The sequence below is a fragment of the Kineococcus vitellinus genome (genome assembly GCF_009906315.1).
GTDB lineage: Bacteria > Actinomycetota > Actinomycetes > Actinomycetales > Kineococcaceae > Kineococcus > Kineococcus vitellinus.
The window spans coordinates 1-25662 of the sequence record NZ_JAAALL010000026.1 but is presented as its reverse complement, the minus strand read 5'-3'; the positions used below and the strand labels follow the sequence as shown (position 1 = coordinate 25662).

The window sequence follows — 25662 nt, the reverse complement described above, 5'->3', positions numbered from 1 at the left end:
GTCCTGGCGTGCACCAAGAGCCTGGGCGTGGACCCCGGCTCCGTCGTCGCCGTGGAGATCGCCAGCTGGCGCACCGAGCCCGCCGCGCTCGTGGTGCACCGCACCGGCGGGGGCGCCGAGGTCGTCGTCGTGGCCCTCGGGTGCACGCCGGGCGACCCGGCGTACAGCCGCGTCGAGGTGGCGCCGCCCAGCGCTCCCTGAGGCCCGCCGGGACGGCTCCGGCCGGGAACAGCGCACCCCTACCATCGGTTGACAGCAGGGCACGACGCAGTCCGCGGCCGACGGGGCCGCGGCGCCGATCGAGGGAAGCAGGTCCGTTCCAGGTGAGCGACGCGAAGGACATCCGCAACGTCATCGTCGTGGGATCTGGCCCGGCCGGGTACACGGCCGCCCTGTACGCCGCGCGCGCCGAGCTGCGGCCCCTCGTCTTCGAGGGGTCCGTCACCGCCGGTGGTGCGCTGATGAACACCACCGAGGTCGAGAACTTCCCCGGCTTCCCCACCGGGGTCCTGGGCCCGGACCTCATGGACAACATGCGCTCGCAGGCCGAGCGCTTCGGCGCCGAGCTCGTCACCGACGACGTCGTCGAGGTCCGCCTCGAGGGCGAGGTCAAGGAGGTCGTCACCGGCGGCGGCGAGACGTACCGCGCCCACGCGGTGGTCCTCGCGCTCGGCTCGGCCTACCGCGAGCTCGGGCTGCCCGACGAGAAGCGGCTCTCCGGCCGCGGCGTCAGCTGGTGCGCCACCTGCGACGGCTTCTTCTTCCGCGAGCAGGACATCGTCGTCGTCGGCGGCGGCGACTCCGCGGTCGAGGAGGCCACCTTCCTGACCCGCTTCGCCCGCACGGTGACGATCGTGCACCGGCGCGACGAGCTGCGCGCCTCGCGCATCATGGTCAAGCGCGCCCAGGAGAACCCCAAGATCCGCTTCGCCTGGAACTCCGAGGTCGTCGCGATCAAGGGCGAGAGCAAGGTCGAGGGCCTGACGCTGCGCGACACCGTCACGGGGCGGACGCGCGACGTCGACGCGACCGCGCTGTTCGTCGCGATCGGCCACGAGCCGCGCACGGACCTCGTCAAGGGCCAGGTCGACCTCGACGAGAACGGCTTCGTCCTCGTGGAGGGCCGCAGCACCCGCACGAACGTCCCGGGCGTCTTCGCCGCCGGCGACGTCGTCGACCACGAGTACATGCAGGCCATCACCGCGGCCGGCATGGGCTGCTCCGCCGCCCTGGACGCCGAGCGCTTCCTCGCCGCCCGCGGCGACGCGGTCCAGGAGCTGGACCCGCCGCGCGAGGAGACCGGCACGCCGGACGTCGCCGACGCCGACACGGTCGCCCGCCCGCAGCCGCGCCCGCTGCCGACCGCCTGACCCACCCCACCCACCACACCCAGGAGGCCGCCGTGAGCGCCACCGCATCCGTCACCGAGGACACCTTCGAGGCCCAGGTCCTGCAGTCCGACAAGCCCGTGCTCGTCGACTTCTGGGCGCCCTGGTGCGGCCCGTGCCGCCAGGTCGCCCCCGTCCTGGAGGAGATCGCCGGCGAGCACGCCGACAAGATCACCGTGGTGAAGGTCAACACGGACGAGAACCCGGCGATCGCCGCCAAGTACGGCGTGACCTCGATCCCCACCCTCAACGTCTACTCCGGCGGCGAGGTCGTGAAGACGATCATCGGGGCCCGCCCCAAGCCCGTGCTGCTCAAGGAGCTCGCCGACTTCGTCGGCTGACCCCGAGCGATCGTTGCACCACAGCACACCAGCGGCGCCGGTCCCCTCGCAGGGGGCCGGCGCCGCGCGCGTGCGGGGGGCGGCCCGCGGGCGCCCTCAGGGGTGCGCGACCCCGGTCAGCGTGGGGATGCGCACGCTGCCCAGCAGGCGCTCCAGCGCCGCCTCGACGTCCTCGCGCCAGCCCAGCGCGTTCCTCAGCTCCAGCCGCAGCCGCGGGTAGCGGTGGTGCGGGCGCACCACCGCGAACCCCACCGACTCCAGGACGTGCGAGGGCAGCACGCAGGCGGTGGCGTGCTCGTGGGCGGAGTCGTGGTTGCCGTCGCCGCCGATCGCGGCGGCCCCGCCGCCGAAGGCCTCGACGGCCTTCACACCGCGCTGGGTGAGGTCCTTGGCGGCCCCCTGCAGCAGCGTGCGCGCCAGGCCCTGGCCGCGGAAGGCCGGTTCGATCCAGCCCGTCGTCAGCAGCACCGCGTCGCCGCTCACGGGTGAGGTGGGGAACGCGCCCGAGCGCGGCACGTACACCGGCGGGGCGTACATGACGAACCCCGCGGGCTCCTCGTCCACGTACAGCAGGCGCCCGCACGCGCCCCACTGCAGCAGGACCGTGGAGATCCACGCCTCCTTCTCGAAGTCGGGGTACCCGGCCTCCGCCGCGCGCTGCGCGGCCACCGCGTCGAGCTCCCAGAAGACGCACTGCCGGGGTTCCCGGGGCAGGTCCGCGAGGGTCTCGAGCGTCAACGGCGCCATCCGACGACCCACCGGCGCGCCCCCTCCGTCCATCGACAGTGCGTCGGAGGCATCCTAGGTGGGAGGCTCGTCACGTGCGACGAGGCCCGTCGCAGCACCAGCCGCGATCCCGCAGTGCCCACGAGTGCCCCAGGAGGCCGCCATGAGCCAGTACCCGCCGTCCTCGAGTCCCGGTGACGCGCACGTCGCGTCCGCCGCGGCCGGGGCCGGCGCTGCTGCTGCCGGCGGCACCCGCCTGGACCGCTGGCTGACCTCCTACGCCGAGCGCACGGCCTCCATGACGGCCTCCGAGATCCGCGCGCTGTTCTCGGTCGCCAACCGCCCCGAGGTCGTCTCGCTGGCCGGCGGCATGCCGTACCTGCCCGCGCTGCCGCTGGACGCGATCGCCGACATCGCCGCCCGCCTCATCTCCGAGAAGGGCGCCGTCGCGCTGCAGTACGGCTCCGGCCAGGGCGAGGAGGGCCTGCGCGAGCAGATCGTGGAGGTGATGCGCCCGCAGGGCATCAACGCCCACCCCGACGACGTCGTCGTCACGACGGGCTCCCAGCAGGCCCTCGACCTCGTCTCGCGCATCTTCCTCGACCCCGGCGACGTGGTCCTCGCCGAGGCCCCCAGCTACGTCGGCGCCCTCGGCGTCTTCCGCAGCTACCAGGCGCAGGTCGTGCACGTGCCGCTGGACCAGGACGGCCTGCAGCCGCAGGCGCTGGAGGAGACGCTGCTGCGGCTGCGCTCCCAGGGCCGGACGGTGAAGTTCCTCTACACGGTGCCCAACCACCACAACCCGGCCGGTGTGACGCTCTCGCTGGAGCGCCGCCGCGAGGTGCTGGCCATCGCCCAGCGCCACGAGCTGCTGATCCTCGAGGACGACCCCTACGCGCTGCTCGGCTTCGACGGGGACCCGCTGCCCGCGATGCGCTCGATGGACGCCGAGCACGTGGTCCACCTCGGCTCCTTCTCCAAGACGTTCGCGCCCGGCTACCGCGTCGGCTGGGCCGTCGCCCCGCACGCGGTGCGCGAGAAGCTCGTCCTGGCCTCGGAGTCGGCGATCCTGTGCCCGACCTCCTTCGGGCAGTTCGCCATCGCCGAGTACCTGTCCACCTGGGACTGGAAGGGGCAGGTGAAGGTGTTCCGCGAGCTGTACCGCGAGCGCCGCGACGCCATGCTCGACGCCCTGGCCACCCACCTGCCGCAGGCGAGCTGGACGCACCCGGTCGGCGGCTTCTACGTCTGGCTGACCCTGCCGCACGGCCTGGACGCCAAGGCCATGCTGCCGCGCGCGGTGACCGGCCGCGTGGCCTACGTGCCCGGGGGCGCCTTCTACGCCGACGGCACGGGCGGGCACTCGCTGCGGCTGTCGTACTGCTTCCCGACCGCGGAGCGCATCCGCGAGGGGGTGCGCCGCCTCGCCGGCGTCGTCCAGGACGAGCTCGAGGTGATGGAGACCTTCGGCGGTGTCCCCACCGCCGTGCACCGCGCGGGTCGCGCAGGTGTCGACAACCCCGGACCGGAGCTGGCATGAGCCTCGAGGAACCGTCCCTGCGCGTCGCCGTCCTGGCCGGCGGGCTCTCCCACGAGCGGGACGTCTCGCTGCGCTCGGGCCGGCGCGTGGCCGAGGCGCTGCGGGCCGCGGGCTGCGAGGTGAGCACCATGGACGCCGACGCGCACCTGCTGCCGCGGCTGTCCGAGGAGACCCCCGACGTCGTGTGGCCGGTGCTGCACGGGGCGATCGGCGAGGACGGCGCCCTGCGCGACGTCCTGGAGCTGCTGGGCCTGCCCTACGTCGGCTCCCGACCGGCCGCGTGCCGGATGGCGTGGGACAAGCCCATCGCGCAGAGCGTCGTGGCGGCGGCAGGCATCAGCGTGCCCGCCTCCATCGCGCTGCCGCACGCCACGTTCCGCGACCTGGGGGCGCAGCCGGTGCTGGCCGCCGCGGCCGCCTGGGCCGGCTTCCCGCTCGTGGTGAAGCCCAGCCGCGGCGGGTCCGCCCTCGGCGTCGCCGTCGTGGGCGACCCGCGCGACCTGGCCCGGGCCGTCGTGGACTCCTTCGCCTACGGCGACACCGCGCTCGTGCAGCAGCACGTCCCCGGCACCGAGGTGGCCGTCTCGGTCGTCGAGGTGGACGGGGAGGTCCTCGTGCTGCCGGCCGTCGAGATCGTGGCCGACGGCGGCTCCTACGACTACGGCGCCCGCTACACCGCCGGTGCGACGGAGTTCTTCGTCCCGGCGCGGCTGCCGGACGACGTGGCCGACCGGGTGGCCAAGGCCGCCCGCGGCGCCCACGAGGCCCTCGGGCTGCGGCACCTGTCCCGGGTCGACTTCATCGTCCCCGACTCCGGGGAGCCGGTCTTCCTCGAGGCGAACGCCGCCCCGGGGATGACCGAGACCTCCCTGCTGCCCCAGGCCGTCGCGGCGGCCGGCCTGGAGCTCGACGCCGTCTACCGCGCCGTCGTGCAGAGCGCCCTCGCGGGCTGAGCCGCGGAGCCGCCCTGCGGAGCCGAGGCGCTCCGGCGGCGCCGGCCACCGCTCAGGTGGCCGGCGTCGCCTCCAGCAGGCGCAGGATGCGGTCGAGGTCCTCGACCCCGGCGAAGTCGACCGTCAGCCGGCCCCGCGTGCGGCCCATGCTGATGCGCACCCGGGTGTCCAGCCGGTCCGCCAGCGTGGACGCGCGCCGCTCCAGCTCCGGCTGCGGCTGGGCGGGGTTGCGCCGGCGGGCGGCGGTGTCCGCGTCGCCGACCGCGATGACCTCCTCCACGGCCCGCACCGAGAGCCCCTCGGCCACCACCCGCTGCGCGAGCCGCTCCATCGCCGCGCCGTCCTCCAGCGACAGCAGCGCGCGGGCGTGCCCGGCGCTGAGGACACCGGCAGCGACCCGGCGCTGCACCAGGGGCGGCAGCTTCATGAGGCGCAGCGTGTTGCTGATCTGCGGGCGCGAGCGGCCGATCCGCGAGGCCAGCTCCTCGTGCGTGCAGCCGAAGTCGTCGAGCAGCTGCTGGTAGGCGGCCGCCTCCTCCAGCGGGTTGAGCTGGCTGCGGTGCAGGTTCTCCAGCAGCGCGTCGCGCAGCAGGTCGTCGTCCGCGGTCTCCCGGACGATCGCGGGCACGGTCTCCAGGCCGGCCTCGGTGGCGGCCCGCCAGCGGCGCTCGCCCATGACCAGCTCGAAGCGCGGGGCGCCGTCCTCGGCGGGTTCCGCGGCGCGCACGACGACCGGCTGCAGGACGCCGATCTCGCGGACCGAGTGCACCAGCTCGGCGAGGTCGTCCTCGTCGAAGACCGTCCGCGGCTGCCGCGGGTTCGGCACGATGGCCGTGACCGGCACCTCCGCGAAGCGCGCCCCCGGGACGTCCAGGAGGCCGTCCCCGGCGGCCTCCTGCTCCGCTGCCGGCTCCGGCGCCGCGGAGGAGGGTGCGGGGGCGTCCGGGACGGGGGCGACCGCCGGCGGGGCCTCCACGCCGGCCGCCTCCAGCGGCTGCTCGATGAAGTCGTCGACGGAGTGCTCGGCCGGTGCCTCGGGGTGCCCGTCGGCGCCCCCCTCGTCCAGCACCTCGTCCAGCACCTCGTCCGGCGCCTCCTGGGGCTGCGGCGTCCCGGAGGGTGCGGTCCGCTGGTCGAAGAAGACGTCGAACGGGCGGGCACCCGGACGCATGGCCGGCGGGATGGTCGGGGTGGCGCCGCCTGCGCGGCTGCTCGTCGCCGGCGCGTTGCTGGGGATGAGGGCCCCCAGGCCGCGGCCCAACCCCCGTCGCTTGTCGCTCACGCTCCACCCTCCTTCGACGCGAACCCGCGCCGCGTCACCGAACCGTCCGTCCACCGCGCCCAGGGGTCCGCCGCACCCGACGGCGCCCCCACCGCAGCATCCTCCGCCGCCTGCGGCGGCTCCTGCACGCCACGCTGAGCGATCTCCCGCGCCGCCTGCAGGTAGGCCAGGGCGCCCGACGAGAGCGGGTCGTAGGCCATCACCGTCTGCCCGTGGCTGGGCGCCTCGGAGATGCGCACCGAGCGCGGCACCAGCGTCTTGAGCACCTGCTCGCCGAAGTGCGAGCGCACCTCGTCGACCACCTGCGCGGCCAGCCGGGTCCTGCCGTCGTACATGGTGAGCAGGATGGTCGTCACCGCGAGGTCCGGGTTGAGGTGCTCCTGGATGAGCTCGATGTTGGCCAGCAGCTGGCTGAGGCCCTCCAGCGCGTAGTACTCGCACTGGATGGGGATGAGCACCTCCGGCGCGGCCACGAAGGCGTTGATGGTCAGCAGGCCGAGGCTGGGCGGGCAGTCGATGAGCACGTAGTCCACGCGGCGCTCACCGGCGCGCTCGACGGCCTTGAGGTACTTGGCCACCGCGCGCTGCAGCCGGGACTCGCGGGCCACCATCGAGACGAGCTCGATCTCCGCGCCCGCCAGGTCGACGGTCGCCGGGGCGCACCACAGGTCAGGCGCCTCCTCGCAGCGCTGCACGACCTCGATGAGCGGCCTGCCCTCGACGAGCACCTCGTAGACGCCGGCCACCTCGGAGTGGTGCTCGATGCCCAGCGCCGTGGACGCGTTGCCCTGCGGGTCCAGGTCCAGCACGAGCACCTTGAGCCCGGCCGCGGCCAGCGCCGACGCCAGGTTCACGGCCGTCGTCGTCTTGCCGACGCCGCCCTTCTGGTTGGCGATCGTCATGATGCGGGTCTCGGTGGGAGCCGGGAAGCGTTCCGCCACCCGAGCCCGCGGTGTTTCACGTGGAACGGGAGCCGGGCCGACGTCCACCGGGGACGGCTCCAGCTCCTCGGAGAGCCGGCCCTCGACGTCCGTCGTTCCACGTGGAACATCGCGGGGAACGAGGACGGGAGCGTCGTCGACCGGCTCGTCGACGACGATCCCGGCCGGTTCCTCGGCGACGACCTGCGCCGGCTCGTCGACGACGGGGGCAGCGGTGAGCTGCGGGCTCGGGACGGCCGCGGGCTCCACTGCCGGTTCCACGACCGGCTCGACGTCTCCGCCGACCTCCGGCTGGACGGCCGGTTCGTCGACGCCACCCGTTTCACGTGGAACATCGACAGCGTCCGGCGGTGCAGCGGTATCCGTTTCACGTGGAACATCGACGACCGCGGTGCCGGCACCGACCCACCCGAGGTGGCGCTGCCCCTCCTCGTCCCGTCGCGGGGCTCCGAACCAGCCCAACTGCGTCACGCGCTCTTCCTTCCCGTCGTTCATCGCCGTGCCGGCCCGGCTGGACGGCGCCGGGTCTTGCGCGGGGTCGTCGTGGCGGTGGCCGTCGCGGCGCTGCGCAGGGGCCCTGCCCCGCGCGCCACCCGCACCAGCGTCGTCCCCGTCCCGTCGTCCGGGCCGACGCTCAACACCTCCGGCGTGCTGGTGATGCCCATCGCCTGCAGTGTCGCTGCTGCGGCCTCGATCTCCTGGGAGGCGCTCCGGCCCTTGATGGCCAGCAGGTGCCCTCCGGTCTGCACCAGCGGCAGCGTCCACCGGTACAGCGTCTCCAGCGGCGCGACGGCACGTGCGGTGACCACGGCCGCGGAGAACTCGCCCTTGACGTCCTCGGCCCGCCCGCGCACCACGGCGACCTGGTCCCGCAGCCCCAGCTCCCCGACGACCTCGCGCAGGAAGGTGTGCCGCCGCTCCAGCGGCTCGACGAGGCGGATCCGCAGGTCGGGCCGCGCGAGGGCGAGCGGGATGCCCGGCAATCCGGCTCCGGAGCCGACGTCGAGGACGGTCAGGCCCTCGGCGATCGCCTCCCCGAGGTAGGCGCAGTTCAGCAGGTGGCGGTCCCACAGCCGGGGGACCTCCCGCGGGCCGATCAGGCCCCGCTCGACCCCGACGGTCGCCAGCAGGTCGCGGTAGCGCGCGGCGTGCTCCGCCCGGTTCCCGAAGACGTGCTGCGCCGCCTCGGGGGGTGCTGTCTCGACGGCGGTGGACTCGGCGGGAACGACAGAGGGCGGGGATGTTCCACGTGGAACATCCCCGCCCTCGGACACTTCGTGCGACACCCGAACACCCTATCGGCCGGGGTGGTCGCCTCCCGTCAGTCGCTGCCCTCCTGGTCGGCGCCCGGCGGGAGGACGACGACGCGGCGGTTCGGCTCCTCCCCCTCCGACTCGCTGACCAGGCCGGCCGCGGCGATGGCGTCGTGGACGACCTTGCGCTCGAAGGCCGGCATCGGCTGCAGCCGCTCGGCCGTGCCGCGCTCGCGGACCCGGGCCACGACCTCGTCGGCCAGCCGCACCAGCGAGCTGCGCTTGGTGGAGCGGTGTCCCGCCACGTCCAGCATGAGCCGGGTCCGGTCCCCGGTCTGCGCCTGCACGGCCAGCCGGGTGAGCTCCTGCAGCGCCTCCAGGACCTCGCCACCGGGACCGACGAGCCGGCTCAGCGCCGGGGTGCTCTTCTCGTCCGCGACGATCGCCACGGAGGCGCGCCCGTTCTCGATGTCGATGTCGATGTCGCCGTCCAGGTCGGCGATGTCCAGCAGCTCCTCGAGGTAGTCGGCGGCGATGTCGCCCTCCTCCTCGAGCCGCGAGCGGGCGGTGCCCTTGCGGCGGGCCTGCTCGGTCCGCGTCTCGCCGCTGCCGTCGGTGTCGTCCACCGGAGTCGACGCGACCACGTCCATCGTGCCGTTCACACGTCCTCCTCGGTGCTGCGTGTCGTGCTGGTCGGGGTGCGGGTCAGCGGTTGCGGTTCTGGGTCGGGCGCGAACCGCCCGGCCGACGCTGCTCGCGGCTGGTGCCCCGCTTGGGCTGCTGGCGCTGGCGGCGCACCGGCGCGCTCGTGGTGTGCTCGGCGGTCGCGGTACCGGTGGTGCCGGTGGAGGTGGCGGCGTCCGGGAGGACCTGACCGCGGCGGGCGGCGCGGCGGGCGCGACGCTCCTCCAGCTCCTTCTCCGCCAGCGAGCCCGGGTTGGGCATGCGGCGGATGACGAAGAACTGCTGGCCCATGGACCACACGTTGGTGGTCAGCCAGTACAGGAGGACACCGATCGGGAAGTTGACGCCGGAGACGGCGAAGATGATCGGCAGCACGTAGAGCATGAGCTTCTGCTGCTGCGCGAAGGGGTTGCCCTCCATCGACGCCGACGAGGTGTTCTTCGCCATCAGCTGCTTCTGCGTGATGAACTGCGACAGCGACATCAGGACGATCATCACCGCGGTGAGGACGATCGTGTTCCAGTCGCCGTTCGACCAGGACCTCATGAAGATGTCCGACAGCTGCGAGCCGAAGATCGTCGCGTTGTCGGCCTGGCGCACCAGCTCGTCGTTCAGCGGGCCGACGGACTCGCCCTTGCCGATGCCGTTGAGGGTGTGGAAGAGCGCGAAGAAGATCGGCGACTGCAGCAGGATGGGCAGGCAGCTCGCCATCGGGTTGGTGCCCGAGGAGCGGTAGAGCCCCATCATCTCCTGCTGCATGGCCTGGCGGCTGGCAGGGTCGTTCTTGCCCTTGTACTTCTGCTGGATCTTTCGCATCTCCGGCTGGATGACCTGCATCCCGCGCATCGCCTTGATCTGCTTGACGAAGAGCGGGATGAGCAGGATGCGGATGACGACCACCAGGCCGACGATCGACAGCGACCACGCCGCGCCACCGGCGGGGTCGAAGCCGAGGAGCGTGAACAGGTCGTGGAAACGCACCATGATCCACGCGACCACCCACTGGATCGGGTGGAGCAGGTCGTAGAAGAACTCGATCATCGTGCGGTTCGTCCTCTCGCAGGGGTCACGCCCTCGTCCGTGCCGATCACGCCCGTGGTGCTCACAGCCGCCTCACGAGGCGCCCCTGGGCGGAACGGGGTCCACGCCCCCAGGGTTCCACGGGTGGCAGCGGAGCAGGCGCCTGATGGTGAGCCAGGTGCCGACGAGGGCACCTCGCGTGCGCAGCGCCTCGACGGCGTAGGCGGAGCACGACGGGTAGAAGCGGCAGGTCGGCCCCAGCAGCGGGGACACGAGCAGCTGGTAGGCGCGCACCAGCACGACGAGCAGGGTCGCCGGCCAGCGCAGCGGGTGCCACCAGCGGCGCACCGGCCGGGGCCGGGCCGCGGGCTCAGCCACGGCCGGTCAGCCCCAGCCGGCGCAGCCCCCGGTCGACGTCGGCGGCCAGGTCGGCGGAGGTGGCGGAGCCGGCCGCCGGCAGCGCCCGCACGACGAGCAGCCCCCCGTCGGCGGGCAGCCCCGGGAGCCGGTCGGCGGTCAGGTGCCGCAACCGCCGCTGGGTCCGGTGGCGCACGACGGAACCGCCGACGGCCTTGGACACGACGAAGCCCACCCTCGTGGGGTGGGCTCGGTCGGTGGCCGCCCAGTGCAGCACCAGGCGGCGCGTGCCGGCACGCGCGCCCTGCTTCAGTGCGACCGTGAAGTCGTCGCGGTGGCGCAGGCGGTGTTCCGCGGGCAGCACGCGGACTCGAAGGGGTCCGTCAGGCGGACAGCTGCGCGCGGCCCTTGGCGCGGCGCGCGGAGAGGATGGCGCGCCCGGCGCGGGTGCGCATGCGCAGGCGGAAGCCGTGCGTCTTGGCACGCCGACGGTTGTTCGGCTGGAAGGTGCGCTTGCTCACGTCGATGCTCCAGGGACTCGTTCGGGCCGGCTCCACGGGTGTCGGCGACCGATCGGTCGTGACGCGGAGCGCAATCCCCAGCAGAGTACGGTCGAGGGAGCACCCGGGTCAAAGCGTGCGCGGCTCGCGGTCGACGTGGGCCGATCGGGCGGGGCGGGGAAGGTACCGTCTCCCTCGACGAACGGCGGGAACGGTCCCGCCGGGGTGTCGGTGCGGCGACCGCCCAGCGGACGGCACTTGAACGGCGGCCACCGCCGTTGTTACGGTCCGGCTCGACGTGCCGACGACCCGCACCGCAGCAGGTGCTGCGACGGGCCACCTCGCCCTACCCCCACGCTCGTGCACAGCTGTGGACAAGGGTGTGGACGAGACCTGTCGAACGGATCCGGCACGACGGGAGAGGGCTCGAGTGGAGACCGACGGAGGGGACTTTCCCAGCGCCTGGGAGCGCGCCGTCGCGCAGCTCGACGAGGGTGGTGTCACCCCGCACCAGCGTGCGTTCGTCCGGCTGACCCGACCCCTGGGGCTGCTCGACGGCACCGCGCTGCTCGCGGTGCCCAACGACCTCACCAAGGAGGTCATCGAGCAGAAGGTGCGCGAGCCGCTGACGCGCGCCCTCTCGGAGGAGCTCGGCTCGACCATCCGGCTGGCGGTGACCGTCGACCCCTCGATCGGGCAGACGCTGACCCCCGAGCGCACCGGCGAGCGCTCCGGCGACGACGGCGTGCCCAGCCTGGAGCGCGAGCGCGTCTCGGCGCTGCGCACGGAGTTCGAGACCCCGCTGCCGCAGCCGGGCGACGAGGACGACCCGCGGCTGGGCGACGTCCCGCTGGGCGGCTCCCCGCTCGACGAGTCCGACCCGGACCTGCTCTTCACCGGCTACAAGGTCGACCGCGGCCCGGGCACGGGCCGGCAGGTGCCGCGCACCCGCTCGACCGCGAAGGTGGAGAACGCCCGGCTGAACCCGAAGTACGTCTTCGAGACCTTCGTCATCGGCGCCAGCAACCGCTTCGCGCACGCGGCCGCGGTGGCCGTGGCCGAGGCGCCCGCGAAGGCCTACAACCCGCTGTTCATCTACGGCGAGTCGGGGCTGGGCAAGACGCACCTGCTGCACGCCATCGGGCACTACGCGCAGAACCTCTACCCCGGGGTGCAGGTGCGGTACGTGAACTCCGAGGAGTTCACCAACGACTTCATCAACTCCATCCGCGACGACAAGGCGCAGGCCTTCCAGCGCCGGCACCGCGACGTCGACGTGCTGCTCATCGACGACATCCAGTTCCTGAGCAACAAGGTGCAGACGCAGGAGGAGTTCTTCCACACCTTCAACACGCTGCACAACGCGAGCAAGCAGGTCGTGATCACCTCCGACCTGCCGCCCAAGCAGCTGTCGGGCTTCGAGGAGCGGATGCGCAGCCGCTTCGAGTGGGGCCTCATCACCGACGTCCAGCCGCCGGACCTCGAGACGCGCATCGCCATCCTGCGCAAGAAGGCCATCGGGGAGCGCCTGGAGGTCCCCGACGACGTCAACGAGTACATCGCCTCCAAGATCTCCTCCAACATCCGCGAGCTGGAGGGCGCCCTCATCCGGGTGACGGCCTTCGCGAGCCTGAACCGCCAGCCGGTGGACATGCAGCTCGCCGAGATCGTGCTGCGCGACCTCATCCCCAACGACGAGACGCCGGAGATCACGGCCGCCGCGATCATGGGCCAGACCGCCTCGTACTTCAGCGTCACGCTGGAGGACCTGTGCGGCACCTCCCGCTCGCGCACCCTGGTCACCGCCCGCCAGATCGCCATGTACCTGTGCCGGGAGCTCACCGAGCTGTCGCTGCCCAAGATCGGCCAGCACTTCGGCGGCCGGGACCACACGACGGTCATGCACGCCGAGCGCAAGATCAAGCAGCAGATGGCCGAGCGCCGCAGCACGTACAACCAGGTCACCGAGCTGACCAACCGCATCAAGAAGCAGGCCGGCGCCTGACCGCCTGACCCGCTCCTGCGCAGGCCCCCGTCGATCCTCGGCGGGGGCCTGCGTGCGTCCTCCCGCGCGTCCCCGCGCGTCCCCGCGCACCTCCGCGCCCGCCTCCGCGCCGCCTCCGGCAGGGCCTCCCGAGCGCTGTCCACAGTTGTCCACACGCTGGGGACAGCCCTGTGGACGACGGTGTCCCCAGCGGTGGACAACGCGGTGGACGACGGGTGGACGGTGCAGGGGACGCCTGGGGACGGCGGTGGACGAGCGCGCCGGGCCGCGTGCACCTGTGGACGGCGGGACGTCGCGGTCCTCAGCCGGTCCACACCCCCGCTAGGGCCCTGTCAGGCCTCTGACCTGCGACGACGCCCGCTCGTCCACAGCCTCCACAAGGGCTACTACGACGATGGACCCCTCTACCGTTCGACCCGTCAACCCACGTGCACTGTGGACCTGTGGTGGGGACGGACGGCCTGGAGGGCCGGGAGGAGGCCCTGGGGACGAGTCGGGGCCGGAGCCCACCGCTCGGGGGGCGTTCGAACAAGCTGTGCGCTCGCCCCCCGGACCTGCTCACGCTGCGTGACCGCGGGGCCGGGCGGCCGCCAGGGCCCCTGCACCGCGCCGGCGCGCGCTCCACTACTGTCGGAAGCCGCCCGCCGTGCACGACGCCGGCGCGGCGCAGGGGGACGACGGGGAGGCGGTGCCTGGTGGAGCTGCAGGTCGAACGCGACGTGCTGGCCGATGCCGTCGCGTGGGCGGCCCGGGCCCTGCCCTCGAGGCCCCCCGTGCCGGTGCTGGCGGGCGTGCTGCTGGACGCCTCCGAGGACGGCACCCTGACGCTGTCGACCTTCGACTACGAGGTCTCCGCGCGCGTGGAGCTGCCCGCCGACGTGCGCACCGCCGGCCGCGTCCTCGTCTCGGGCCGGCTGCTGGCCGACATCTCGCGCAGCCTGCCGGGCCGGCCGGTGTCGCTGACCACGGAGGGCTCCAAGGTCGTCGTCACGTGCGGCGCGAGCCGCTTCACGCTGCTGACGATGAGCGTCGAGGAGTACCCGACGCTGCCGACGCTGCCCGCCGCCTCCGGCGCCGTCACGGGCGGGGAGTTCACCGAGGCCGTCTCGCAGGTCACCGTCGCCGCCAGCCGCGACGAGACGCTGCCGATCCTCACGGGCGTCCGGATGGAGATCGAGGGCGACCGGCTGACGCTGCTGGCCACCGACCGCTACCGGCTGGCCGTGCGCGAGCTGCGCTGGAGCCCCGCGCGCACCGACATCTCCGCGGTCGCGCTGGTGCGCGCCCGCACCCTCTCCGACGTGGCGCGCTCGCTGGGCTCGACGAGCTCGCTGACCCTGGCCATGGGCGACGGCAGCAGCGACCTCATCGGCTTCCAGGCCGAGAGCCGCTACTCGACCTCCCTGCTCGTCGACGGCGAGTACCCCAAGGTCCGGGCGCTCTTCCCGGCGGAGTCGCCCACGCACGCGGTGGTGTCCACCTCGGCCCTCGTGGAGGCCGTCAAGCGCGTGGCCCTCGTCGCCGAGCGCAACACGCCCGTGAGGTTGCGCTTCGAGGACGGCGTGCTGTCCTTGGAAGCGGGCCAGGGCGAGGACGCGCAGGCGACGGAGGCCCTCGAGGCCGCCCTCGTCGGCGAGTCCATCGCCATCGCCTTCAACCCGCAGTTCCTGCTCGACGGGCTGGGGGCGCTCTCGGCGCCCTACGCCCGCCTCTCGTTCACCCAGTCGACGCGCCCGGCCGTCATCACCGGCCAGGCGGAGCTCGACGGGGAGGACGACGACAGCTACCGGTACCTGCTGATGCCGGTCCGCCTCGCCGGCTGAGCCGGTGCCGCCCTCGCGGGCGGATGGATCGCCCGGCGAGGCCGGGCGGAGAAGGGGAGTACCTCCATGCACATCGGTCTCGTCGGCCTGGGGAAGATGGGCGGGAACATGCGCTCCCGCCTTCGCGACAAGGGCATCGAGGTCACCGGGTACGACCCCAACCCGGACGTGACCGACGTGCCGAGCCTGGCGGCCCTCGTGCAGGCGCTGCCCTCGCCGCGGGTCGTCTGGGTGATGGTCCCCTCGGGGAGGATCACCCGCGACACCGTCGCCAACCTGGCCCCGCTGCTGGGTGACGGGGACCTCGTCATCGACGGCGGCAACTCCAAGTGGACCGACGACGAGGTGAACGCCAAGCTGCTCGCCGAGCGCGGCACCGGCTACCTCGACTGCGGCGTCTCCGGCGGGGTCTGGGGCAAGGACAACGGCTACGGCCTCATGGCCGGCGGCTCCAAGCACCACGTGGAGCTGGCGATGCCGATCTTCGACGCGCTGCGCCCGGAGGGGCCGCGCGAGGAGGGCTTCGTGCACGCCGGCGGCGTCGGCGCGGGCCACTACTCGAAGATGGTCCACAACGGCATCGAGTACGGCCTCATGCACGCCTACGCCGAGGGCTACGAGCTGCTCGAGGCGAAGGGGATCATCCACGACGTCCCGGCCGTCTTCAAGGCGTGGACCCGTGGCACCGTCGTGCGCTCCTGGCTGCTGGACCTCATGGTCCGCGCCCTGGAGGAGGACCCGAAGCTGGACAACATCCGCGGCTACGCGCAGGACTCCGGCGAGGGCCGCTGGACGCTGGAGCAGGCCATCGAGAACGCGGTCCCCATGCCCGTCCTCGCGGCCGCGCTCTTCGCCCGCTTCGCCTCCCGCCAGGAGGACTCGCCCTCGATCAAGGCCGTCGCCGCGCTGCGCAACCAGTTCGGCGGCCACGCCGTGACGCAGGCCGGGCCCACCTCGGGCACGGGCTCCACGAACGGCTGACCCCCCGCGTGCACGTCGCGCACCTCTCGCTCGTCGACTACCGCTCCTACCCGAGCCTCGAGCTCGACCTGCACCCCGGGACGACGACCTTCGTCGGCCTCAACGGCCAGGGCAAGACCAACCTCGTCGAGGCCGTCGGGTACGTCGCGACGCTGGGCAGCCACCGGGTCTCCGGTGACGGCCCGCTCGTGCGGCAGGGGGCGGCGCGCGCCGTCGTGCGGGCGCAGCTGGTGCGCGGCGGGCGGCGGGCGCTGGTCGAGCTGGAGATCACGCCCGGCCGGGCCAACCGGGCCCGCCTCAACGGCAACCCGGTCCGGCGGGTGCGCGACGTGCTCGGCGTGCTGCGCACGGTCCTCTTCGCCCCCGAGGACCTCGCCCTCGTCAAGGGCGACCCGGCCGAGCGCCGGCGCTACCTGGACGACCTCCTCGTCACCCGCTGGCCGCGGGTGGCGGGGGTGCGGGCCGACTACGACCGCATCCTGCGCCAGCGGACCGCGCTGCTGAAGTCGGCCGGCTCAGCGATGCGCTCGGGCCGCGTCGACACCTCCGCGCTGGAGGTCTGGGACGAGCACCTGGCCACCACGGGCGCCGACCTGCTCTCGGCCCGCCTGGCGCTGCTGGGGGACCTGCGCGCACCGGCCGACGGCGCCTACCGCGCGGTGAGCGCCGGTCAGGGGGACCTGGAGCTGGGGTACCGCTCGGGGCTGCCGCTGCTGGCCGAGGGGGTGGCCACCGAACCCGGGGGCGCGGTGCCGGACCGCCCCGCGCTGCGCGAGGCGCTGCTGGCCGGGATGGCCGAGCAGCGCAAGGCGGAGCTGGAGCGGGGCGTCTGCCTCGTCGGCCCGCACCGCGACGACCTCGTGCTCACCCTCGGCGGGATGCCGGCCAAGGGCTACGCCAGCCACGGCGAGAGCTGGTCGGTGGCGCTGGGGCTGCGGCTGGCCAGCTACCGGCTGCTGCTGGCCGACGACGCCGCGGAGGACCCCGGCGGTCCCGTCCTCGTGCTCGACGACGTCTTCGCCGAGCTCGACGCCGGCCGCCGCCAGCGGCTGGCGGACGTGGTCGCCGACGCCGAGCAGGTCCTCGTCACCGCGGCCGTGCCCGAGGACGTGCCCGACGCGCTGCTCGGCGCGGGGGCCGACCAGGTGCACGTGAGCGCGGGGCGGGCGGTCCGCGGTGGCTGAACCGCCGGCCGGCGCACCCTCCGACGAGGCCGCCGCCGGACCCGGCACCGAGCCCGGCACCGAGCCCGCCGCCGAGCCCGCCGAGGAGGGCGGGGGCGGAGCCCCCGGCGAGGACGCCGCCGGCGCCGACCTGGCGCGCACGGCCCTGGGGCGCGCCCGCGCGGCCGCCGCGGCCAAGGGCCTGCGCCCCGGGCACGCCCCGCTGGGCGGGCGCCGCTCGGCGTTCGGCGAGGACGCGCGCACCGGCCGCGGGCGGCGCTCCGACGCCTCCGCCCGCTCGGGGGCCTGGCCCGACGCCCGCGACCCGCAGAGCCTGGACGCGACGCTGGGCCGCCTCGTCGGCGAGCGCGGCTGGGAGCAGCCGGTCGCGGTGGGCGGGGCCTTCGGGCGCTGGGACGTCGTGGTCGGCCCGGAGCTGGCCGGGCACTGCACGCCGGAGACGCTCAAGGACGGCACCCTCGTGGTGCGGGCGGAGTCCACGGCGTGGGCCACCCAGGTGCGGCTGCTGACGAGCGTGCTGGTGCGCCGGCTCGACGAGGAGCTCGGCCACGGGGTCGTCACCAAGGTCGTCGTGCGCGGCCCGTCGGCCCCCTCGTGGCGCAAGGGCGGCCGCTCGGCGCCCGGCGGCCGCGGGCCGCGGGACACCTACGGGTGACGGAGAGCGGGCGGAGACGGCGAGGACGCCTCGAGACCCCGCCCGTGTGGGGACCCACGCGCCACGGGGTCCAACCCGCCGAGAGGCACGCACAGACCCGCTCAGCGCGATCGGCGCCTCGTGGCGGGGTAGAATGGGCCGACCCCAGGTGGTCGCGGAGCTCTCCGCGCGCCGCCTCGACGCAGAGGGAGAGCCCGCGCCCGTGCCCGACGAGAACCCGACCGGCCCCCAGGACGCGAACACCCCGGCACCCGAGCCGCAGGAGGCCCCGTCGCTGGCCGACGCGGTGGCCCCCGACGGCGCTCCCCGCCCCGAGTACGGCGCGGACGCCATCACCGTCCTCGAGGGCCTCGAGGCCGTGCGCAAGCGCCCCGGCATGTACATCGGCTCCACCGGGGAGCGGGGTCTGCACCACCTCGTCTACGAGGTCGTCGACAACTCCGTCGACGAGGCGCTCGCCGGCTACTGCGACACCATCGAGGTGACCCTCACCGCCGACGGCGGCGTGCGCGTGCGCGACGACGGCCGCGGCATCCCCGTCGACGTCATGCCGGGGGAGGGGCGCCCGGCCCTGGAGGTCGTCCTCACCGTCCTGCACGCCGGCGGCAAGTTCGGCGGCGGCGGCTACTCCGTCTCCGGCGGCCTGCACGGCGTGGGCATCTCCGTCGTCAACGCGCTCTCCAGCCGGCTCGACGTCGAGGTGCGCCGGCAGGGCCACGTCTGGCGGCAGTCCTACGCCGGCGGCGTGCCGACGGCGCCGCTGGTCAGGGGCGAGGCCACCGCCGAGACCGGCACCACCGTGACGTTCTGGCCCAGCGCCGAGACGTTCGAGACGACGGTCTTCGACTTCGAGACGCTGCGCACCCGCTTCCAGCAGATGGCCTTCCTCAACAAGGGCCTGACCATCTCGCTGTGCGACGAGCGCGTGCACGCCGAGGACGCCGGCGAGGCCGAGGCGACCGACGAGAAGGCCCAGCGCGAGGTCACCTACCGCTACGACGGCGGTCTGGTCGACTACGTGCGCCACGTCAACGCGCAGAAGAAGAACGAGCCCCTGCACGAGTCGATCATCTCGCTGGAGGCGGAGGACCCCGAGCAGGGCATCTCCGTGGAGATCGCGATGCAGTGGACGACGGCGTACTCCGAGGCCGTCTTCACGTACGCCAACACCATCAACACCACCGAGGGCGGCACCCACGAGACGGGCTTCCGCACGGCGCTCACCGCGCTCGTGCAGGACTACGCCCGCTCGGCCAAGCCGGCGATGCTCAAGGCCGACGAGACCCTCGAGGGCTCCGACATCCGCGAGGGCCTGACGGCCGTCATCTCGGTGAAGCTGTCCGAGCCGCAGTTCGAGGGCCAGACGAAGACGAAGCTGGGCAACACCTCGGCGCGCACCTTCGTCAACGCCCAGGTGCGCGAGCACCTCGGGCACTGGTTCGCCTCCAACCCCAAGGAGGCGTACACGATCGCGAAGAAGGCGCACTCGGCGTCGGTGGCGCGCCAGGCGGCCCGCAAGGCCCGCGAGGCCAGCCGCAAGTCGCTGCTGGAGCGCAACTCGCTGCCCGGCAAGCTCAAGGACTGCCAGTCCAACAACCCTGCCGAGTGCGAGGTCTTCATCGTCGAGGGCGACTCCGCGGGCGGTTCGGCCACCCGCGGCCGCGACCCGCGCACGCAGGCGATCCTGCCGATCCGCGGCAAGATCCTCAACGTCGAGAAGGCCCGGCTGGACCGCGCCCTGGGCAACCAGGAGGTGCAGGCGCTCATCACGGCGTTCGGCACCGGCATCGGCGAGGAGTTCACCCTCGAGAAACTGCGGTACCACAAGATCATCATCATGGCCGACGCGGACGTCGACGGTCAGCACATCCGCACGCTGCTGCTGACGCTGCTCTTCCGCTACATGAGCCCGCTGGTGGAGAACGGCCACGTCTACCTGGCCCAGCCCCCGCTGTACCGCATCAAGTGGATGGGCGGCGCGGCGCACGAGTTCGCCTACTCCGACCGCGAGCGCGACGCCCTCATCGCGGCCGGCCGGGCGGCCGGCAAGAAGCTGCCCAAGGAGAACCAGGTGCAGCGCTACAAGGGCCTCGGCGAGATGAACTGGGACGAGCTGTCCGAGACGACGATGGACCGCGAGCACCGCACGCTGCTGCAGGTGACGCTCGAGGACGCCGCCGCCGCCGACGCGGTCTTCTCCGTCCTCATGGGCGAGGACGTGGAGTCCCGCCGCTCCTTCATCCAGCGCAACGCCCGCGACGTGAGGTTCCTCGACGTGTAGGTCCCACCCGTTCCACGTGGAACCAGCACCCGAGCCCGTGACCTGAGAGGGACCCGCCGTGAGCGAGAGCACCACCGAACCACCCACCGGAGACCGCGTCGAGCAGGTCGACCTGCAGCTGGAGATGCAGCGGTCGTACCTCGACTACGCGATGAGCGTCATCGTCTCCCGGGCGCTGCCCGACGTGCGCGACGGCCTCAAGCCCGTGCACCGGCGGGTGCTGTACGCGATGTACGACGGCGGCTACCGCCCCGACCGCGGCTACTCCAAGTGCGCCCGCGTCGTCGGCGACGTCATGGGCCACTACCACCCGCACGGCGACACCTCGATCTACGACGCCCTCGTGCGCCTGGCCCAGGACTGGTCGCTGCGTTACCCGCTCATCGACGGCCAGGGCAACTTCGGCTCGCCGGGCAACGACCCCGCCGCCGCGCCGCGCTACACCGAGTGCCGCATGGCGCCGCTGGCCATGGAGATGGTCCGCGACATCGACGAGGAGACCGTCGACTTCTCGCCGAACTACGACGGGCACACCAGCGAGCCCGACGTCCTGCCCAGCCGCTTCCCCAACCTGCTCGTCAACGGCTCCGCCGGCATCGCCGTCGGCATGGCGACGAACATCCCGCCGCACAACCTGCGCGAGGTCGCCTCCGGGGTGCACTGGCTGCTGCAGAACCCCGACGCCGCCGACGACGAGCAGCTGGCCGCGATGCTGCAGCGCATCAAGGGCCCGGACTTCCCCACCGGGGCGCTCATCCTCGGGCACCGCGGCATCGACGACGCCTACCGCACCGGTCGCGGCTCCATCACCATGCGGGCCGTCGTGGAGGTCGAGGAGATCTCCGGGCGCACCTGCCTGGTCGTCAGCCAGCTGCCCTACCAGGTCAACCCGGACAACCTCGCCGAGAACATCGCGCACCTGGTGCGCGACGGGCGCCTGTCCGGCATCGCCGACGTGCAGGACCACACCTCCGGGCGCACCGGGCAGCGGCTGGTCATCGTGCTGCGCCGCGACGCCGTCGCGAAGGTCGTGCTCAACAACCTCTACAAGCACACCCAGCTGCAGCAGAACTTCGGCGCGAACATGCTCGCGCTCGTCGACGGCGTGCCGCGCACGCTGCCGATCCACGCGTTCCTCAAGCACTGGATCACCCACCAGCTCGACGTCATCCAGCGGCGCACCCGCTTCCGGCTGCGCCGGGCCCAGGAGCGCGCGCACATCCTGCGCGCGCTGCTGAAGGCGCTCGACGCGCTCGACGACGTCATCGCCCTCATCCGGGCCAGCTCCACCGTCGACGCCGCCCGCGACGGCCTCATGGGTCTGCTGGAGATCGACGACGTGCAGGCGCGCGCCATCCTGGAGATGCAGCTGCGCCGGCTGGCGGCCCTGGAGCGCCAGCGCATCACCGACGAGTACGACGAGCTCATGCGGCTCATCACCGACTACAACGACATCCTCGCCCGGCCCGAGCGCCAGCGGCAGATCGTCGGCGACGAGCTCACCGAGCTCGTCGAGCGCTACGGCGACGAGCGCAAGACGCAGGTCCTGCCCTTCGAGGGCGACATGAGCGTCGAGGACCTCATCCCCGTCGAGGACGTCGTCGTCACCGTCACCCGCGGCGGCTACGCCAAGCGCACCCGCACCGACCTCTACCGCGCCCAGCGCCGCGGCGGCCGCGGCGTGCGCGGGGCGAGCCTGCGCGAGGACGACGTCGTCGAGCACTTCTTCACGACGACGACCCACCACTGGCTGCTGTTCTTCACCAACCTCGGCCGGGTGTACCGGGCCAAGGGCTACGAGCTGCCCGAGGGCGGCCGCGACGGCCGCGGCCAGCACGTGGCGAACCTGCTGGCCTTCCAGCCGGGGGAGCGCATCGTCGCCGTCCTCGACCTGGAGGACTACGAGCAGGCGCCCCACCTGGTGCTCGCCACCCGCGGCGGGATCGTCAAGAAGACGCGGCTGTCGGAGTACGACTCCAACCGCTCCGGCGGTCTCATCGCCATCAACCTGCGCCAGCGGCCGGGTGCCGACGGCGGCCAGGAGGCCGACGACGAGCTGTTCGGCGCCGCCCTCGTCGACGAGCACGAGGACCTCTTCCTCGTCTCCCGCAAGGGCATGAGCGTGCGCTTCTCCGCCGACGACGACACGCTGCGCCCCATGGGCCGCGCCACCTCCGGGGTGACGGGCATGAAGTTCCGCGGCGACGACGAGCTGCTGGCGATGGCCGTCGCCCGCGACGACCTCGACGTCTTCGTCGTCACCGAGCTCGGCTACGCCAAGCGCACCCGCATCGCCGAGTACCGCAGGCAGGGCCGCGGCGGCCTGGGGATCAAGGTCGCCAAGCTGGCCGAGGCGCGCGGCGACCTCGTCGGGGCCCTCACCGTCTCCGAGGACGACGAGGTGCTCGTCGTCATGCGGGGCGGGCGGGTCGTGCGCTCGCGGGTCGACGAGGTGCCGGCCAAGGGCCGCGACACCATGGGCGTCACGTTCGCGCGCCCGGAGAGCGGCGACCGCATCCTCGCCGTCGCCCGCAACGCCGAGCGGGTCATCGACGCCGAGGTGGAGGCCCAGGAGGCCTCCGACGCCACGACCGAGGGCGTGGACGACCCGCTGCAGGACGTCGCGGGCGGCGGGGACGACCTCGCCTCCGCGCAGGGGGCCGACGAGGTCGCCGCCGGTGGTCCGATCGGTGGAGCACCTGTGCAGGAACCGGGCATCGACCCTGTGGCGGGTGCCGGTGATGGCGTAACGTCCGGTGAGGCCTCGAGCAGCGAGCCCGATCCCGGAGGTGACGAGTGAGCCCCGCCGAACGCACGGCGCAGCCGTCGACCGCTGCGGCCGCCACGGCCGCGGGCGGGACGGCCCGCCCCCGCAACGGGGTGGACTCCGTCCCCCGCCGGGTGCGCCTCACGCTGGCGCGGATCGACCCGTGGTCGGTGACCAAGCTGTCGTTCCTGCTGTCGGTGGCCGTGGGCATCGCCCTCGTCGTGGCCACGGCGGTGATCTGGAGCGTGCTCGACGGGATGGGGGTCTTCACCGACCTCAACGGCCTGCTGCGCGACGTCGTCGGCAACGAGATCGACTTCGACCTGCTCGACTACGTCGGCTTCGGCAAGGTCATCTCGCTGGCCACGGTCGTGGCGGTGGTGGACGTCGTGCTCCTGACGGCGCTGTCGACCATCGTGGCGTTCCTCTACAACGTCTCCGCCGCGCTCGTCGGCGGGCTGCACGTCACCCTCTCCGACGACTGAGCCGCGGGTGCCGCCGGCCGGGCGCCGGCGGCACCGGTGCGAGGCACCGCCCGGCATCCGGTAAGCTGAGGGTGACGCCGGGCCACGTGCTCGGCAGCGGGCCTATAGCTCAGTCGGTTAGAGCGCTTCCCTGATAAGGAAGAGGTCGGAGGTTCAAGTCCTCCTAGGCCCACCACCACGAGAGCCCCGTCCACCGCGGACGGGGCTCTTCGCGTTCCCCGGATGCCCGGTGACGACAGGTCACCCACGGTAAGCTCCTGGGGTGGAGGGACGGCTGCTGGCGACCACGGGCCACGTCAAGGCGCTGGTGCAGAGCCACAGCTCCGGCGACGAGGCCCGCTTCCGCGCCGTCGTCCACGAGCTCGCCGAGCAGGCCGCCCGCAACGGCCGCCGCCGCGACGCCGACGAGGTCCGCGGCGCCCTCGGCGAGCGCCCGCCGCGCCCGGGCCAGCGCCTGCTCGCGGGTGGCGCCGGTGACGACGAGCTTGGCGAGCAGGGAGTCGAAACCCCCGCCCACGACGCTGCCGCGGCGGACCCCGCTGTCGACGCGGACGCCCGGTCCGCCGGGCACGTCCCAGCGGGTGATCGTGCCGGGGGCCGGCAGGAACTCGCGGGCCGGGTCCTCCGCGTTGAGCCGGAACTCCACGGCGTGCGCGCGCGGTTTCGGATCGCGCTCGAAGGGCAGCGGGTGCCCCTCGGCGATGCGGAACTGCTCGGCGACGAGGTCGACGCCGTACGCCTCCTCGGTCACGGGGTGCTCCACCTGCAGCCGGGTGTTCACCTCCAGGAACGTCGTCGTCCCGTCCTCGCCGACGAGGAACTCCACGGTCCCGGCGCCGCGGTAGCCGGCGGCCCGGCAGACCTCGCGCGCGGCGGTGGTGATGCGCTCGCGCTGGGCGTCGTCGAGGAAGGGCGCGGGCGCCTCCTCGACGAGCTTCTGGAACCTGCGCTGCAGCGAGCAGTCGCGCGTCCCGACGACGACGACGTTCCCGCGGTCGTCGGCGAGGACCTGCGCCTCCACGTGGCGGGGCCGCTCGAGCCAGCGCTCGACGAAGCACTCCCCGCGCCCGAAGGCGGCGACGGCCTCGCGGGTCGCGGAGGCGAACACCTCGGGCACCTCCTGCAGCGTGCGGGCCACCTTCAGCCCGCGCCCGCCGCCGCCGTGCGCGGCCTTCACCGCGACGGGCAGGCCGTGCTCGCGGGCGAAGGCGAGGACCTCCTCGACGCCCGCGACGGGTTCCTCGGTCCCCGGCACCAGCGGGGCGCCGACCTCGCGGGCCAGGCGCCGGGCGGACACCTTGTCGCCCAGCAGCCGGATCGCCTCCGGCGGCGGGCCCACCCAGGTGAGGCCCGCGTCGAGGACGGCCCGGGCGAAGTCGGCGTTCTCCGACAGGAACCCGTACCCGGGGTGCACGGCGTCCGCGCCGCAGCGCCGGGCGACCTGGAGGAGCTTGCCCGCGTCGAGGTACGTCTGCGCCGCGGTGGCGCCGCCGAGGGCGAACGCCTCGTCGGCGGCGGCCACGTGCGGGGAGTCCGCGTCGGGGTCGGCGTAGACGGCGACCCCGGCGATCCCCGCGTCGCGGGCGCCGCGCAGGACGCGCAGCGCGATCTCGCCGCGGTTGGCGACGAGCACCTTCCGGATGCGGGTGGGGCTCATCGCGGGTCCTCCTCGGGGTCGGCGGGCGGGAGCGGGAGCGGGCTGCGCAGCAGGGCGGACGGCTCCCCCCAGCCGTCGCGCCACACCGGCCCCGCGGGCGGCCGGGGACCGGGGCGGGCTGCGCCCGCGCGCAGCACCCCGAGCGCGGCGACGACGGCGGCGAGCTCGGCGTCCGTGGGGTGCCCGCCGACCTCCCAGCCGCTCACAGCGGCACGTTCCCGTGCCGGCGGGCGGGCTGGTGCCCGCTCTTGCGGTGCAGCAGGCGCAGCGCGGCCGCCAGCCGTCCCCGCGTGCGGCCGGGTTCCACGACGGCGTCGACCTCCCGGTCCCGCAGCGCCGCCTCGGGACCGGCGGCCCGCGCGGCCTCGTGCACCGCCCGCGCCCACTCCTGCGCCGTGCCGGGTCCGGCGGAGCCGGTGGCGGCGGCGGCGGCGACCTCGTCGCGGTCGGCGGTCAGCGCCCGCGGCCAGGCCAGGACGAGGTCGGCGCCGACGTGCCGGGAGCCCAGCGCGAGGCGCGCGGTGCCGTGCGCCCGGCCGGTGACGACGGTCAGCAGCGGGACGGTCGCCTCCGCGTACGCGTACAGCAGCTGGGCCAGGGCCGCGGTGGGGGCGCCCTCGTCCTCCTCGCCCACCGGCAGGGCGCCGGCCGTGTCGACGAGGGTGAGGACGGGCAGCGCGAACGCGTCGCACAACCGCACGAACCGGGCGGCCTTCGCGGCGGCCGCCGCGTCGAGGACGCCGCCGCGGACGGCGGGCTGCGGGGCGACGACGCCGACGCTCCACCCGTCGAGGCGGGCGAGGGCGGTCACCAGGTGCGGCGCGTGCGCGGCGTGCAGC

At 73.9% G+C, this 25662-nt stretch carries 25 protein-coding genes and 1 tRNA gene; 14 read left to right on the top strand and 12 right to left on the bottom strand.

Going from position 1 to position 25662, the window contains the following annotated elements; translation table 11 throughout:
* The 3 genes from GTQ99_RS04345 to trxA form a co-directional block, all read left to right on the top strand.
* Window positions 1–201: hypothetical protein (locus GTQ99_RS04345; protein WP_166614510.1), on the top strand; the 201-nt coding region annotated here is incomplete at its 5' end.
* A 122-nt stretch (window positions 202–323) separates the two neighbouring features.
* Window positions 324–1370 (top strand): thioredoxin-disulfide reductase, encoded by a 1047-nt coding sequence (gene trxB / locus GTQ99_RS04340; protein WP_338074721.1) that lies wholly within the window; start codon window positions 324–326, stop codon window positions 1368–1370.
* Between the two features lie 32 nt (window positions 1371–1402).
* Complete coding sequence (gene trxA, locus GTQ99_RS04335) at window positions 1403–1729, top strand: thioredoxin (RefSeq protein WP_166614509.1); 327 nt, start codon at window positions 1403–1405, stop codon at window positions 1727–1729.
* A gap of 96 nt (window positions 1730–1825) precedes the next feature.
* On the opposite strand, the gene GTQ99_RS04330 is transcribed toward trxA, so the two are convergent.
* Entirely contained in the window at window positions 1826–2488 is a 663-nt protein-coding gene (locus tag GTQ99_RS04330) for a GNAT family N-acetyltransferase (protein WP_166614508.1), read from the bottom strand.
* Between the two features lie 130 nt (window positions 2489–2618).
* On the opposite strand from GTQ99_RS04330, the gene GTQ99_RS04325 reads away from it, so the two are divergent.
* Window positions 2619–3995 carry an aminotransferase-like domain-containing protein gene (locus GTQ99_RS04325; RefSeq protein ID WP_166614507.1) on the top strand — a complete coding sequence of 459 codons (1377 nt, stop codon included), beginning with the start codon at window positions 2619–2621 and terminating at the stop codon, window positions 3993–3995.
* On the top strand, window positions 3992–4948 hold the full coding sequence (locus GTQ99_RS04320; protein ID WP_166614506.1) for a D-alanine--D-alanine ligase family protein: 957 nt from the start codon (window positions 3992–3994) through the stop codon (window positions 4946–4948). Before GTQ99_RS04325 ends, GTQ99_RS04320 begins: the two co-directional genes overlap by 4 nt.
* Window positions 4949–5000: 52 nt before the next feature.
* Here GTQ99_RS04320 and GTQ99_RS04315 read toward each other — a convergent pair whose 3' ends face one another.
* The 8 genes from GTQ99_RS04315 to rpmH form a co-directional block, all read right to left on the bottom strand.
* On the bottom strand, window positions 5001–6230 hold the full coding sequence (locus GTQ99_RS04315) for a ParB/RepB/Spo0J family partition protein (RefSeq protein ID WP_166614505.1): 1230 nt from the start codon (window positions 6228–6230) through the stop codon (window positions 5001–5003).
* Window positions 6227–7330 carry a ParA family protein gene (locus GTQ99_RS26625; protein WP_420814508.1) on the bottom strand — a complete coding sequence of 368 codons (1104 nt, stop codon included), beginning with the start codon at window positions 7328–7330 and terminating at the stop codon, window positions 6227–6229. The genes GTQ99_RS04315 and GTQ99_RS26625 overlap by 4 nt, the downstream gene beginning before the upstream one ends.
* Before the next feature lie 332 nt (window positions 7331–7662).
* The gene (gene rsmG / locus GTQ99_RS04305; RefSeq protein WP_166614515.1) at window positions 7663–8445 is read right to left on the bottom strand and encodes a 16S rRNA (guanine(527)-N(7))-methyltransferase RsmG; all 783 of its coding nucleotides are present in this window, start codon (window positions 8443–8445) and stop codon (window positions 7663–7665) included.
* A 47-nt stretch (window positions 8446–8492) separates the two neighbouring features.
* Window positions 8493–9074 (bottom strand): Jag family protein, encoded by a 582-nt coding sequence (locus tag GTQ99_RS04300; RefSeq protein ID WP_166614514.1) that lies wholly within the window; start codon window positions 9072–9074, stop codon window positions 8493–8495.
* A gap of 55 nt (window positions 9075–9129) precedes the next feature.
* Window positions 9130–10149: a membrane protein insertase YidC gene (gene yidC, locus GTQ99_RS04295; protein ID WP_166614503.1), complete on the bottom strand. Its 1020-nt coding sequence runs from the start codon at window positions 10147–10149 to the stop codon at window positions 9130–9132.
* A 72-nt stretch (window positions 10150–10221) separates the two neighbouring features.
* Window positions 10222–10437 carry a membrane protein insertion efficiency factor YidD gene (gene yidD, locus GTQ99_RS04290; RefSeq protein ID WP_166614513.1) on the bottom strand — a complete coding sequence of 72 codons (216 nt, stop codon included), beginning with the start codon at window positions 10435–10437 and terminating at the stop codon, window positions 10222–10224.
* A gap of 61 nt (window positions 10438–10498) precedes the next feature.
* Window positions 10499–10849, bottom strand: a complete 351-nt coding sequence (rnpA, locus tag GTQ99_RS04285) for a ribonuclease P protein component (RefSeq protein WP_166614502.1) — start codon at window positions 10847–10849, stop codon at window positions 10499–10501.
* A gap of 19 nt (window positions 10850–10868) precedes the next feature.
* A complete protein-coding gene (gene rpmH / locus GTQ99_RS04280) occupies window positions 10869–11006 on the bottom strand; it encodes a 50S ribosomal protein L34 (RefSeq protein WP_166610470.1) in 138 nt (45 codons plus the stop codon).
* Window positions 11007–11415: 409 nt separating this feature from the next.
* Between rpmH and dnaA the strand changes: the two genes are divergently transcribed.
* From dnaA to GTQ99_RS04235, 9 genes are all read left to right on the top strand, one after another.
* The gene (gene dnaA, locus GTQ99_RS04275; RefSeq protein WP_166614501.1) at window positions 11416–12990 is read left to right on the top strand and encodes a chromosomal replication initiator protein DnaA; all 1575 of its coding nucleotides are present in this window, start codon (window positions 11416–11418) and stop codon (window positions 12988–12990) included.
* 695 nt (window positions 12991–13685) lie between these two features.
* Window positions 13686–14813, top strand: coding sequence for a DNA polymerase III subunit beta (dnaN, locus tag GTQ99_RS04270; RefSeq protein WP_166614500.1), 1128 nt, complete (start codon window positions 13686–13688; stop codon window positions 14811–14813).
* A 66-nt stretch (window positions 14814–14879) separates the two neighbouring features.
* On the top strand, window positions 14880–15794 hold the full coding sequence (gene gnd / locus GTQ99_RS04265; RefSeq protein ID WP_166614499.1) for a phosphogluconate dehydrogenase (NAD(+)-dependent, decarboxylating): 915 nt from the start codon (window positions 14880–14882) through the stop codon (window positions 15792–15794).
* 8 nt (window positions 15795–15802) lie between these two features.
* Window positions 15803–16978 carry a DNA replication/repair protein RecF gene (recF, locus tag GTQ99_RS04260; RefSeq protein ID WP_166614498.1) on the top strand — a complete coding sequence of 392 codons (1176 nt, stop codon included), beginning with the start codon at window positions 15803–15805 and terminating at the stop codon, window positions 16976–16978.
* A complete protein-coding gene (locus tag GTQ99_RS26620; protein ID WP_166614497.1) occupies window positions 16971–17633 on the top strand; it encodes a DciA family protein in 663 nt (220 codons plus the stop codon). The genes recF and GTQ99_RS26620 overlap by 8 nt, the downstream gene beginning before the upstream one ends.
* Window positions 17634–17835: 202 nt before the next feature.
* The gene (gene gyrB / locus GTQ99_RS04250) at window positions 17836–19914 is read left to right on the top strand and encodes a DNA topoisomerase (ATP-hydrolyzing) subunit B (protein ID WP_420814507.1); all 2079 of its coding nucleotides are present in this window, start codon (window positions 17836–17838) and stop codon (window positions 19912–19914) included.
* Between the two features lie 58 nt (window positions 19915–19972).
* The gene (gyrA, locus tag GTQ99_RS04245; protein ID WP_166614496.1) at window positions 19973–22714 is read left to right on the top strand and encodes a DNA gyrase subunit A; all 2742 of its coding nucleotides are present in this window, start codon (window positions 19973–19975) and stop codon (window positions 22712–22714) included.
* Entirely contained in the window at window positions 22711–23166 is a 456-nt protein-coding gene (locus GTQ99_RS04240) for a DUF3566 domain-containing protein (RefSeq protein WP_338074716.1), read from the top strand. Before gyrA ends, GTQ99_RS04240 begins: the two co-directional genes overlap by 4 nt.
* Before the next feature lie 98 nt (window positions 23167–23264).
* A tRNA-Ile gene (locus tag GTQ99_RS04235) sits at window positions 23265–23341 on the top strand.
* On the opposite strand, the gene GTQ99_RS04230 is transcribed toward GTQ99_RS04235, so the two are convergent.
* The 3 genes from GTQ99_RS04230 to GTQ99_RS04220 all read right to left on the bottom strand — a co-directional run.
* Window positions 23330–24823 carry an acetyl-CoA carboxylase biotin carboxylase subunit gene (locus GTQ99_RS04230; protein ID WP_166614495.1) on the bottom strand — a complete coding sequence of 498 codons (1494 nt, stop codon included), beginning with the start codon at window positions 24821–24823 and terminating at the stop codon, window positions 23330–23332. The two genes, GTQ99_RS04235 and GTQ99_RS04230, sit on opposite strands and share 12 nt — an antisense overlap.
* A complete protein-coding gene (locus GTQ99_RS04225) occupies window positions 24820–25029 on the bottom strand; it encodes an acyl-CoA carboxylase epsilon subunit (RefSeq protein WP_166614494.1) in 210 nt (69 codons plus the stop codon). The genes GTQ99_RS04230 and GTQ99_RS04225 overlap by 4 nt, the downstream gene beginning before the upstream one ends.
* Window positions 25026–25662 (bottom strand): carboxyl transferase domain-containing protein (locus GTQ99_RS04220; RefSeq protein WP_276611961.1); only part of this gene is annotated, 637 nt, incomplete at its 5' end. The genes GTQ99_RS04225 and GTQ99_RS04220, both read right to left, overlap by 4 nt.